The sequence below is a fragment of the Streptomyces sp. NPDC088254 genome, from assembly GCF_044740925.1.
Taxonomy (GTDB): domain Bacteria; phylum Actinomycetota; class Actinomycetes; order Streptomycetales; family Streptomycetaceae; genus Streptomyces.
In genome coordinates this window covers 87,694-99,160 of record NZ_JBIURQ010000014.1, presented here as the reverse complement: position 1 = coordinate 99,160, position 11,467 = coordinate 87,694, and the positions used below count along the sequence as shown (strand labels likewise).

Here is an 11,467-nt window from a genome sequence, read left to right as displayed (position 1 = left end):
GGCAGTCCCGCCGGACCCACTCCTATCCGGGCAACCCCGTGCACGCGCTTCACACGTTCGGACCGTCGGCGAAAGAACTTCTCCGATCCGGCGTAATGCCGCCGTCGCAAGCCGCTCTCCCTTCCGTACGGATGCGTACCGAGAGGAGAACGACATGCGACCCACCGTGGTGGAACGCGAGCTGGAGCTCGTACTCGTGCTGTCGCCGGAGCTCAGCGTCCCGGTGCCGGCCCGGCTCGGCTACCGCAGCGACGATCCCTTCGCCGTGCACGTGACCTTCCACATCCACTCCGAGCGGCCCGTGCACTGGACGTTCGCCCGCGAGCTCCTGGTCGAGGGCGTGTTCCGGCCGTGCGGGCAGGCGGACGTACGGGTGTGGCCGACGAAGGCGGACGGGCGCGACGTCGTGATGATGGCGTTGAGCTCGCCCGCCGGGGACGCCCTGCTGGAGGCGCCCGCCGGGCAGGTGACGGCCTGGCTGGAGCGGACGCTGCGGGCCGTGCCGCCGGGGACGGAGGCCGCTCGGTTCTGCCTCGACGACGAGCTGACCGAGCTGTTCTCCCCGACGGCGGACGACCGGTGGCTGTGCGACCAGTGGCTGAGCGAGCCCGGGCCGGGCTCCGGGGCGGGGCCCTCGTCGGGCGAGCCGCGGGACGGGACGTGAAGCGGCGGACGGGAACCCGCGCCGCCGTACAGGCGTACGTCAGAACAGTTTGCCGGGGTTGAGGATGCCCAGCGGGTCGAAGACCTGTTTGACGGCCCGCTGCATCTCCAGGCCCACGGGGCCGATCTCGCGCGCCAGCCACTCCTTCTTCAGCACGCCCACCCCGTGTTCGCCGGTGATGGTGCCGCCCAGTTCCAGCCCCAGGGCCATGATCTCGTCGAAGGAGTCGCGGGCGCGCCGGCACTCGTCGGGGTCCTGGGCGTCGAAGCAGACCGTCGGATGGGTGTTGCCGTCGCCCGCGTGGGCGACGACGCCGATGGTCAGCGCGTACTTCTCGGCGATGCGCTCGACGCCGTCGATCATCTCGCCGAGCCGGGAGCGGGGCACGCACACGTCGTCGATCATCGTCGTGCCCTTGACCGCCTCCAGGGCGACGAGGGCGGAGCGGCGCGCCTGGAGAAGCAGTTCGGACTCGGCGGCGTCCTCGGCCGGGACGACGGAGGTGGCGCCCGCTGCCTCGCACAGCGCTCCGAGGGCGGCGAGGTCGGCGGCCGGGTCGGGGGTGTCGAACGCGGCGAGCAGGAGGGCCTCGGTGGTCTGCGGGAGGCCCATGCGGGTGAGCTCGTTGACGGCCTGGACGGTCGTACGGTCCATCAGTTCGAGGAGGGAGGGGAGGTGGCCGCCGGCCATGATCCGGCAGACGGCGTCGCAGGCGGCGGCCCCCGAGGGGAACTCCGCGGCGAGGACGAGCTGCCGGGGCGGCCGCGGCTTCAGCGCGAGGACGGCGCGGACGACGACGCCGAGCGAGCCCTCGGAGCCGACGAAGAGGCGGGTGAGGTCGTAGCCGGCGACGCCCTTGGCGGTGCGCCGGCCGGTGGTCATCAGCCGGCCGTCGGCGAGGACGACGTCGAGGCCGATGACGTACTCGGCGGTCACGCCGTACTTCACGCAGCACAGGCCGCCGGAGGCGGTGCCGATGTTGCCGCCGATCGTGCAGGTCTCCCAGCTGGAGGGGTCGGGCGGGTAGTACAGGCCGTGCTCGCCGACGGCGCGGGAGAGCACCGCGTTGACGACGCCCGGTTCGACGACGGCGATCCGGTCGACGGGGTCGATCTCCAGGATGCGGTCCATCCTGACGAGGGAGAGCACGACGCAGCCGTCCGAGGCGTTGGCCGCGCCGGACAGCCCGGTGCGGGCGCCCTGCGGGACGACGGGGACGCGCAGCTCGGTGGCGGTGCGCAGGACGTGCTGGACCTGCTCGACGGTGCGCGGCAGCACGACGACGGCCGGGGCGCCGGCCGGGCAGAAGCTCGCCATGTCGTGGGCGTACGAGGCCATGACGTCCGGGTCGGCGAGGACCGCCTCGGCGGGCAGGCCGTCGAGAAGCCGGTCGAGGAGGTTGCCGGTCGCTTCGTCACGAGGAGCTTCGATACGGCTCATGATCACAGCGTCGCACCCGGGGCCATCGGTGTGAACCCCGGCTGCGGCACCCGGCCGATGCCCCGGCCGCGCGCCGGCCCTGACGCACAGTGAGCGCCATGGACGAACGCGCCGGGGAGACGACGACACCGAGGACGACGGGAACGACGACGGCGGGGCCGGGGGACGTGCGCTCGGAGGCCGATGGGGCTGCCGGAGGCGGGGGCGCCGTACCGCGCGGGCGGCACGCGCGCGGGTGGCGGCGACGGTTGGCCTGGGGGCTGGCCGTGGGCGCGGCCGTGGGGGGCGCCGGAGTCGGCGGGGCGATGATGTGGTCGCAAGGGGAGGCGCCGCGCGGGCCGGCGGTCGTGCCGGCGCCGGGTGCGCGGGCGCAGGCGGCGGTGCGCGGCGGGGTCACCGCGGCGCTGCCCGAGCTGGCCGAACTGATCGACGAGCACGAGGCCCGCGTACGGAGCCGTCCGCACGACGCCCGCGGCTGGGCGGTCCTCGGCGCGGCCTACGTGGAGCAGGGCCGGCGCACCGCCGACGCCGCCGTGCTGTACCCCAAGGCCGACCGTGCCCTGCGCGCCTCCCTGAAGGCGCGGCCCCACGGCAACGCCGAGGCTCTCGTCGGCCTGGCCGCCCTGGCCAACGCACGCCGTGACTTCCGTACCGCCCTGGAGCAGGGCGAGGCCGCGCGCAAGGCGGCGCCGAAGCAGTGGACGGCGTATCCGCAGCTCATCGACGCCTACACCGGCCTGGGCGAGTACAAGAAGGCGCAGGCCACGCTGGACCAGTTGAAGAAGCTGCACTCCGGGCCGGCGGTGAAGGCGTGGGCGGCGGGCGTCTACCGGGACCGCGGCTGGCGTGAGGACGCGGCGGCCGCGCTGTCCGACGCGGTGGCGGGTGCGGCCTCGCCCGCCGAGCAGGCGGCCTGGCTGGAGCGGGCGGGGCAGCTGTCCTGGGAGCGCGGTGACCGCGAGGCGGCGCTGCGGCAGTTCCAGGAGGCGGTGCGGCTCGACCCGGACCAGCGGGCCGCGCAGGCCGGGCAGGGCCGGGCGCTGGCCGCGCTGGGCCGGGTGTCGGAGGCGCTGAGCGCCTACCGGGTGGCGCTCGAAAAGCAGCCGCTGCCGGGTTACGCGCTGGAGCTGGGCGAGTTGTACGAGTCGCTGGGGCTCACCGAGGCGGCCCGGGTGCAGTACGACCTGCTGCGCGCACGTGTGTCGCGGGACGAGGCGGGTGGCGTCGACCAGCAGCTGGTGCTGGGCCAGTTCGAGGCGGACCACGGGGACCCGGCGGCGGCGGTGGCCCGGCTGCGCGCCGAGTGGCGGCGGCAGCCGGGGATCGCGGTGGCCGACGCGCTGGGCTGGGCGCTGCACCGCGCCGGCGACGACCGTGAGGCCCTGCGGTACGCGATGACGGCGACCGACAGGGTGCACGGCGGTGCGATGCGCAGCGCGCCGTACACCTACCACCTGGCCATGATCGAGCGCTCCCTGGGACGCCAGGGCGCCGCCCGCCGTCATCTGACGGAGGCCCTGCGGATCAACCCCTACTTCTCCCCGTTGCACGCCCCTGCGGCCAGGGCGGCCCTCACCGCCCTGGGCGAGCCGTCGATGGAGGACGTACCGGACTTCCGTCCCCCACGCGGCTGAGGGATGCCCCTGTCAGGGCCTCACAGGTTGCCCCGCTTCGCCTGCTCCCGCTCGATCGCCTCGAACAGCGCCTTGAAGTTGCCCTTGCCGAAGCCCATGGAGCCGTGGCGTTCGATGAGTTCGAAGAACACGGTCGGCCGGTCCTGGACCGGCTTGGTGAAGATCTGCAGCAGGTAGCCGTCCTCGTCGCGGTCGGCGAGGATCTTCAGCTCGCGCAGGGTGTCCACGGGGACGCGGGTGTCGCCGACCCACTCGCCGAGGGTGTCGTAGTAGGAGTCGGGGGTGTCCAGGAACTGGACGCCGGCCGCGCGCATGGTCCGGACGGTGGCGACGATGTCGTTCGTGTTCAGCGCGATGTGCTGGACGCCGGCGCCGCCGTAGAACTCCAGGTACTCGTCGATCTGGGACTTCTTCTTGGCGACGGCGGGCTCGTTGATCGGGAACTTGACCTTGAGGGTGCCGTCCGCGACGACCTTCGACATCAGGGCGCTGTACTCGGTGGCGATGTCGTCGCCCACGAACTCCTTCATGTTCGTGAAGCCCATGACGTCGTTGTAGAACGACACCCACTCGTTCATCCGGCCGAGTTCGACGTTGCCGACGCAGTGGTCGATGGCCTGGAACGTCCGCTGGGCGGGCGGCTCGACGATCGGGGCGGCGGCGGTGAAGCCGGGCAGGTACGGGCCGTCGTAGCCGGAGCGGTCGACGAGCGTGTGCCGGGTCTCGCCGTAGGTGGCGATCGCGGCCAGCACCACGGTGCCGTGCTCGTCCTTGAGCTCGTACGGTTCGGCGACCGAGCGGGCGCCGTGCTCGAGGGCGTACGCGTACGCGGCGCGGGCGTCGGGGACCTCGATGGCGAGGTCGACGACGCCGTCGCCGTGCTCGGCCACGTGCCGGGCGAGGAAGTGGCCCCACTCCGTGGAGGGCTTGATCACCGAGGTGAGGACGAAACGGGCCGAGCCGTTCTCCAGGACGTAACTCGCGGTCTCGCGGCTGCCGTTCTCCGGTCCGGAGTACGCGACCAGCTTCATGCCGAAGGCGGTGGAGTAGTAGTGCGCCGCCTGCTTGGCGTTGCCCACGGCGAAGACGACCGCGTCCATTCCCTTCACCGGGAAGGGGTCGGCCTGCCGGGCGGTGTCGGGAGTGTGAGATGTGGTCTGCGTCATAGCCGAAGCGTGGCCCCGCCGGGCAAGGTGCGCAACACTTCCCCTGTCGGCCGGGCAATGTGTACAGCGTCGCATCGGCTTCGGCGGGCTTTCTGTACAGGATGACCATCTCGGAGGCGGGCATGGCGATCGATCGTCTGGACGGGCGGATCATCGGGTTGCTGGCACGCGAGCCGAGGATCGGCGTGCTGGAGATGTCGCGCCGGCTGGGGGTCGCCCGGGGCACCGTGCAGGCCCGGCTGGACCGGCTCCAGTCGAACGGGGTCATCCGCGGGTTCGGTCCCGAGGTGGATCCCGCGGCCCTCGGCTACCCGGTCACCGCGTTCGCCACGCTCCAGATCCGGCAGGGTCAAGGCACCGACGTGCGGGCGCATTTGACGGGTGTGCCGGAGGTGCTGGAGCTGCACACCACCACCGGCAGCGGGGACATGCTGTGCCGGCTGGTGGCCCGCTCCAACGCCGATCTCCAGCGGGTCATCGACCGGGTCGTCGGCTTCGACGGGATCGTGCGGGCCTCCACCGCGATCGTGATGGAGAACGCGGTTCCGCTGCGGATCATCCCGCTCGTGGAGCAGGCGGCCCGGGACCGGGAGCCGTAGGCCTGCCCGGTCAGGTCAGCAGGAGGGCACCTGCCCCTTGCCCTTCTCCAGGGAGACGAGGGAGTCCACGGCGCCCTTGAGCGTCGTCACCGGGATCAGCCGCAGGCCCTCGGGCAGTTCGCTCTTGGCCTGGGAGCACTCGTCCTTCGGGACGAGGAAGACGGTGGCGCCGTCCCGGCGGGCGGCCTGCGTCTTCAGCGCGACCCCGCCGACCGCGCCGACGCGTCCCTCGGCGTCGATGGTGCCGGTGCCGGCGACCGTGCGGCCTCCGGTGAGGTCGCCGCCGCTGCCGTCGCCGTTCAGCTTGTCGACGATCCCCAGGGAGAACAGCAGACCGGCGCTCGGGCCGCCGACGTCGGCGAGCTTCAGCGTGACGGTGACGTCGTCGTCGGCGCGGTGCAGGTAGGTGAGCGCGGCCTCGGTCGCGGCGTTCTGGGACGCCTTCATCTGCTCGGTGTTGTGCCGCTCGATCTCCTTGGTGCTCTCCCCGCTGGGGTAGACGGCGTCGCGCGGCATCACCGCCTGGTCGGCGCGGAACCAGCCGTCGATGACGTCACCGAGGGAGACGTGCGTGTCCGGGCTGGTCGCCTCGATGGTGGTCATCCGCAGCTGCCCGGTGGTCCGCCGGGTGGGCGCCCCGGAAATCGTGATCACCGGGGTTCCCTTGTTCTCGCCCAGCACGTTCGCCGTCATCCCCGGCTGCGCCACCGAGAACGGCAACGGCGCGAACACGGCGACCGCGATCAGCCCGACGAGGGGCACGGCACAGCCGACGAGAACCTGAACCCGCGAAACCCGAGAAAACACAGCCCCAATCTAACGTCCCACCCCAGGAAGCCCACCCGCGGCATGGGCGACGCCCTGCCCCACACAGCTGCGGGCAGTCGCGCCGCAGAGCGCCCTGTCCCCACACAGCTGCGGGCAGTCGTGCCGCTGGGGCGACGGGGGCCCCCGCTCGAGCGAAGCCGAGAGTGGGGGAGGGTGGGCGCAGCGGCACCCGCCGGCGCCGGGCGCGCCCCCTCCCCCGGCCCACGCCGACCCGGGGCCACGCTCGCGCAAGGCTCACCGCACCCCCGTACAGCCAGCGGTCAGCGGTCAGCGCAACGCCTCCGCCACCTCCCGCGCCGCATCCACCACCCGCTGCCCCACCCGCTCAGGCACCGCATCCGTCAACATCACGACCCCCACACTCCCCTCGACCCCCGTGACCCCCAGCAGAGGAGCCGCGGCACCGCTGGCCCCCGCCTCCAACTCCCCGTGCGTCAAGGTGTATCCGGGCCCCGCCCCGCCCCCCACCCGCTGCCGCGCCGCGAGAATCGCCTTCCCGGCCGCCCCCCGGTCCAACGGGTGCCGGAACCCGGCCCGGTACGCCACGTGGTAGTCCGTCCACGTCGGCTCGACCACCGCGACGGCCAGCGCCTCCGCCCCGTCGACGAGCGTGAGATGCGCCGTCGCGCCGATGTCCTCGGCCAGTGCCCGCAGCGCCGGCAGCGCCGCCTCCCGTACCAGCGGATGCACCTGCCGGCCGAGCCGCAGCACCCCGAGCCCCACCCGGGCCCGTCCGCCGAGATCACGTCGTACGAGCGCGTGCTGCTCCAGCGTGGCCAGCAGCCGGTACACGACGGTCCGGTTCACGCCCAGTTTGTTGGACAGCTCGGTGACGGTGAGCCCGTGGTCGGTGTCGGCCAGCAACTTGAGGACTTTCAGCCCTCTGTCGAGTGTCTGGGAGGTCTCCGCGGTCACGACGCCCACTCCTTAAGTGGTGAGGTCGGCAACCCCCGTCGCGGCGGATGCGTCACCGAGTCCCGTCAGTGACGCGCGTCAGAGGCCGCCGATCGACAGACGGGCCCGGCGTGTCCGGGACCGGTCGCTTCACGGCTGCGCTCCGCGGCGGCGCTGCCACGGGGCGTGTGCGTAGCGGGACATTAGCGAAGCGGGTTCGCTCAGCGGAAGACTTTGTCCAGAATCCGGTCAATGGCCGGTATGGATCTCCCGCGTTTTGTCCTGATAAGACGGCACGCCGGTGACGCGGCGTCACTTCATCCGCGTCGCCCATTCCTGCACCTTGGCGATCCGCTGCCGCAGCTGCCCCGCCGTCGCCTCGGCGCTCGCCGGCCCCCCGCACACCCGCCGCAGCTCGGTGTGGATCACGCCGTGCGGCTTGCCGCTCTGGTGGACGTACGCGCCGACCAGGTTGTTGAGCTGCCGGCGCAGCTCCATCATCTCCTTGTGCGAGACCACCGGCCGCCGCTCGGCCGGCAGCTCCAGCAGGTCGGCCTCGTCGTCCGGCTTCTTCTTGCTGTGCGCGATCTGCTTGGCCTGCCGCTTCTGGAGCAGCAGTTGCACCTGCTCGGGCTCCAGCAGCCCCGGGATGCCGAGGTAGTCCTGCTCCTCCTCGCTGCCCGGGTGGGCCTGCATGCCGAACTCGGCCCCGTTGTACATGACCCGGTCGAAGACGGCCTCGGACTCCAGCGCCTCGAAGGAGAACTGCTCCTGCTCGCCGGTGTCCTCGTCCTGCTCCCGGTTCGCCTCGTCCATCTCCTTCTCGGACTCGGCGTACGGGTCCTCGTCCTCGCCGCCCTTCTTGGGCTTGTCGAGGACGTGATCCCGCTCGCGTTCCATCTCGTTGGCGAAGCCGAGCAGGTCGGGCACGGTGGGCAGGAACACCGAGGCGGTCTCGCCGCGCCGCCGGGACCGTACGAAACGGCCCACGGCCTGGGCGAAGAACAGCGGCGTCGAGATCGTCGTCGCGTACACGCCGACGGCGAGGCGCGGCACGTCGACGCCCTCGGACACCATGCGCACCGCGACCATCCACCGGTCGGTACTGGCGCTGAACTCGTCGATCCGGTTGGACGCGCCCGCGTCGTCGGACAGGACGAGGGTCGCCTTGTGGCCGGTGATCTCGCGGATCAGCTTGGCGTAGGCGCGCGCCGAGTCCTGGTCGGAGGCGATCACCAGGGCGCCGGCGTCCGGGATGGCCTTGCGGACCTCGGTGAGCCGCTGGTCGGCGGCGCGCAGCACGCTCGGCATCCACTCGCCGCGCGGGTCCAGCGCCGTACGCCAGGCCTGGCTGACGGCGTCCTTGGTCATCGGCTCGCCGAGCCGGGCGGCGATCTCGTCGCCGGCCTTGGTGCGCCAGCGCATGTTGCCGCTGTACGACATGAAGATCACGGGCCGGACGACATGGTCGGCGAGCGCGTTGCCGTAGCCGTAGGTGTAGTCGGCGGCCGAGCGGCGGATGCCGTCGTTGCCCTCCTCGTACGTGACGAAGGGGATGGGGTTGGTGTCGGAGCGGAACGGGGTCCCGGTGAGCGCGAGACGGCGGGTGGCCGGCTCGAACGCCTCCAGGCAGGCCTCGCCCCAGGACTTGGAGTCGCCGGCGTGGTGGATCTCGTCGAGGATGACGAGCGTCTTGCGCTGCTCGCTGCGGTTGCGGTGCAGCATCGGCCGTACGCCGACGCCCGCGTAGGTGACGGCGACGCCGTGGTAGTCCTTGCTGAGCGGGCCGGCGCTGTACTCGGGGTCCAGCCGGATGCCTATCCGCGCGGCGGCCTCCGCCCACTGCTTCTTCAGGTGCTCGGTCGGCGCGACCACGGTCACCTGCTGCACGACGTGGTGGTGCAGCAGCCAGGAGGCGAGGGTGAGCGCGAAGGTCGTCTTGCCGGCGCCGGGGGTGGCGACGGCGAGGAAGTCGCGGGGCTGCTCCTGGATGTACTTGTCCATCGCCCCCTGCTGCCAGGCGCGCAGCTTGCTGGCGGTGCCCCAGGGGGCGCGGCCGGGGAAGGCGGGAGAGAGGTGGTGCGAGGTGGAGGCGGCGGTAGTAGTCACGGTCTCCGGTTCGGGGCTCGGGCGGCTCGGCTGCTTCGCTGCGTCGGCTGTGTCTGTGCGTCGGCGGTGTCCGTGCGTCCGCTGCCTCGAAGTGGGGCAGCGTCCGACGACCGGGCCACCCTACCGGCGGCCCCGAGCTGTCCACGCGCGGACTGCGCCGGGACGGGCGCGGGTGGGACACACCTCACACGGTCACTCGGCGAGCTCCCGCAGCACCTCCGAGAGGGCCTTGACCTCGTCCACGTAACCGGTCGCATGGTGTCGAAGTGGTGCCACTCAGCGGGCCCGCAGCCGCGTCGTCACCCACGCCCCCACCAGCGCCACCCCCGCCATCGGCAGGAACACGGCGGCGAACGCGGCCGGGTGCGAGCCGGAGGCCTCGGTGGCCGCGTGCGTCACGGTCCCGCCGCCGAGCGCCGCGAAGGCCGCCCCGCCCACGGACAGCAGCACCACGTTGGACAGCCCGTCCGAGATCTGGAGCGCGGCGGAGTTGGTACCGGCCTCCTCCGGGGCGGACAGCTGGAGCAGCAGCACACTGCTGGAGGAGATCACCAGCCCCATCCCGAAGCAGCCGAAGGCCCAGGCGACCGCTACGGACCAGGCCGGCACGCCGTCGACGAGCACGCTCGGCGCGGCGGCTATCGCGGCCGCCACCAGCACCATCCCCACGGTCATCAGCCGCTCCCGGTACGGCTCCACCCGCGGCCGTGACTGCACCCAGGACCCCAGCGCCCAGGTCCCGCCGCCGGCGGCGAGCGAGAACCCGGCGAGGGTGGGGCTCAGGCCCCGCTGAGTGACCAGCATCAGCGGCACGAACGACTCCGCGGCGATGAACGACCCCGCGGCGACCCCGCGCAGCAGGACGACGGACGGCAGGCCGCGGGCCGCCCGGTAGGTGCCGCGCGGCAGCAGTCCGAGGACGGCCGGCACGAGCAGCGCGACGCCCGCGAGGGCGGGCAGCACGGACACGGGACGCAGATCCTGCGCGGCGTACTGGAGCAGTCCGGCGCCGAGGGAGATGCCGAGGGCGAGCCGGATGCGGCGGCGGTCGAAGGAGGCGCCCGCGGCCCCGTCGACCGGGCCGGCGGCCCGTCGCCGTATCTGCGGCAGGGCGAGGGCCAGCGGGAACACGACGAGGAGGGGGATGCCGACGAACACCCACCGCCAGCCGAGGTGCTCGGTCACCGCACCTGAGGCGAGCGGTCCGACGATCGACGGCACGACCCAGCTCGCCGCGAACGCCGCCATGATCGCAGGCCGCAGCCGCTCGGGGTAGGCCCGGCCGACGACGACGTACAGGGCGACGATGACCAGCCCGCCGCCGAACCCCTGCACGGCCCGCCCGAGGATGAACAGCCACATGACCCCGGCGGTGCCGGACACCATGAGCCCGGCGGCGAAAGCGGCGATGCCCGAGGTCAGCGCGCCCAGCGGCCCGCGCCGGTCGGACCACTGCCCGGCCAGCACCATCGCGAACAGGCTGGTGGTGAAGTACCCGGAGAACGCGAACGCGTAGAGCCCGACCCCGTCCAACTCCCGTGCCGCGACCGGCATCGCGGTCCCCACGGCGGTCGCCTCGAAGGCGATCAGCAACACGACGGAGACGACCCCGACGCTGAGCGCCCGATACGACCGCCCGAGCACGGTCTCACCGCCGGACGGCAAGTGGTCGGCGACATCGGTGTCATGGGGTTCGAGGAGGGCCATGCCCGCCAGAGTAAGGCCCACAACGACTGTTGACCCCTGTCGCGAGACCACCCGCCCCTGGTCCCTTGGTCCTACTCCCCCCGCCCCTTCCATGAACGGCACATGGCAACCTCATTGCAGCCCACCCGAACTCCTTGAGCCACCTCCCGCGGCCGCCTACGGTCATGACACGCAGTCCGGAAGGGGCAACCCCCCGAACGAACTGCGGAACGGCCGTGTGCCCGAGTGGTTCAGGGGCTCGCCCGCACTGCACCCGACAGCGAGCTCCGCTCGCGGGGAGTCACGCGGGTCCGAACCCCGCCACGGCAGGAAGGAACAGCAACACCCGTACGGCCGTGTGCCCGAGTGGTTCAGGGGCTCGCCCGCACTGCACCCGACAGCGAGCTCCGCTCGCGGGGAGTCACGCGGGTCCGAACCCCGCCACGG

9 protein-coding genes are annotated in these 11,467 nt (G+C 72.6%); 3 read left to right on the top strand and 6 right to left on the bottom strand.

What is annotated here, in order from left to right; translation table 11 throughout:
• Positions 1 to 154: 154 nt before the first annotated feature.
• A complete protein-coding gene (locus ACIOC0_RS34580) occupies positions 155 to 664 on the top strand; it encodes an SsgA family sporulation/cell division regulator (protein WP_402159856.1) in 510 nt (169 codons plus the stop codon).
• A 39-nt stretch (positions 665 to 703) separates the two neighbouring features.
• Here ACIOC0_RS34580 and ACIOC0_RS34575 read toward each other — a convergent pair whose 3' ends face one another.
• On the bottom strand, positions 704 to 2,110 hold the full coding sequence (locus tag ACIOC0_RS34575) for an FAD-binding oxidoreductase (protein ID WP_402159853.1): 1,407 nt from the start codon (positions 2,108 to 2,110) through the stop codon (positions 704 to 706).
• A gap of 92 nt (positions 2,111 to 2,202) precedes the next feature.
• Here ACIOC0_RS34575 and ACIOC0_RS34570 point away from each other — a divergent pair, with 92 nt between their 5' ends.
• Positions 2,203 to 3,738 (top strand): tetratricopeptide repeat protein, encoded by a 1,536-nt coding sequence (locus ACIOC0_RS34570; protein ID WP_402159851.1) that lies wholly within the window; start codon positions 2,203 to 2,205, stop codon positions 3,736 to 3,738.
• A 20-nt stretch (positions 3,739 to 3,758) separates the two neighbouring features.
• Here the strand turns inward: ACIOC0_RS34570 and hppD are convergent, their stop codons facing one another.
• Positions 3,759 to 4,904, bottom strand: a complete 1,146-nt coding sequence (gene hppD, locus ACIOC0_RS34565; protein ID WP_402159849.1) for a 4-hydroxyphenylpyruvate dioxygenase — start codon at positions 4,902 to 4,904, stop codon at positions 3,759 to 3,761.
• Between the two features lie 122 nt (positions 4,905 to 5,026).
• On the opposite strand from hppD, the gene ACIOC0_RS34560 reads away from it, so the two are divergent.
• On the top strand, positions 5,027 to 5,503 hold the full coding sequence (locus ACIOC0_RS34560; RefSeq protein ID WP_402159847.1) for an Lrp/AsnC family transcriptional regulator: 477 nt from the start codon (positions 5,027 to 5,029) through the stop codon (positions 5,501 to 5,503).
• 15 nt (positions 5,504 to 5,518) lie between these two features.
• Here ACIOC0_RS34560 and ACIOC0_RS34555 read toward each other — a convergent pair whose 3' ends face one another.
• The 4 genes from ACIOC0_RS34555 to ACIOC0_RS34540 all read right to left on the bottom strand — a co-directional run bounded on the left by ACIOC0_RS34555 (position 5,519) and on the right by ACIOC0_RS34540 (position 11,041).
• Positions 5,519 to 6,310: a PDZ domain-containing protein gene (locus ACIOC0_RS34555; protein WP_402159844.1), complete on the bottom strand. Its 792-nt coding sequence runs from the start codon at positions 6,308 to 6,310 to the stop codon at positions 5,519 to 5,521.
• A gap of 288 nt (positions 6,311 to 6,598) precedes the next feature.
• The gene (locus ACIOC0_RS34550) at positions 6,599 to 7,246 is read right to left on the bottom strand and encodes an IclR family transcriptional regulator (RefSeq protein WP_402159842.1); all 648 of its coding nucleotides are present in this window, start codon (positions 7,244 to 7,246) and stop codon (positions 6,599 to 6,601) included.
• Between the two features lie 291 nt (positions 7,247 to 7,537).
• Positions 7,538 to 9,334 carry a DEAD/DEAH box helicase gene (locus ACIOC0_RS34545; RefSeq protein ID WP_351098826.1) on the bottom strand — a complete coding sequence of 599 codons (1,797 nt, stop codon included), beginning with the start codon at positions 9,332 to 9,334 and terminating at the stop codon, positions 7,538 to 7,540.
• Between the two features lie 276 nt (positions 9,335 to 9,610).
• Positions 9,611 to 11,041 carry an MFS transporter gene (locus ACIOC0_RS34540; protein ID WP_402159839.1) on the bottom strand — a complete coding sequence of 477 codons (1,431 nt, stop codon included), beginning with the start codon at positions 11,039 to 11,041 and terminating at the stop codon, positions 9,611 to 9,613.
• Between the last annotated feature and the right edge of the window lie 426 nt (positions 11,042 to 11,467).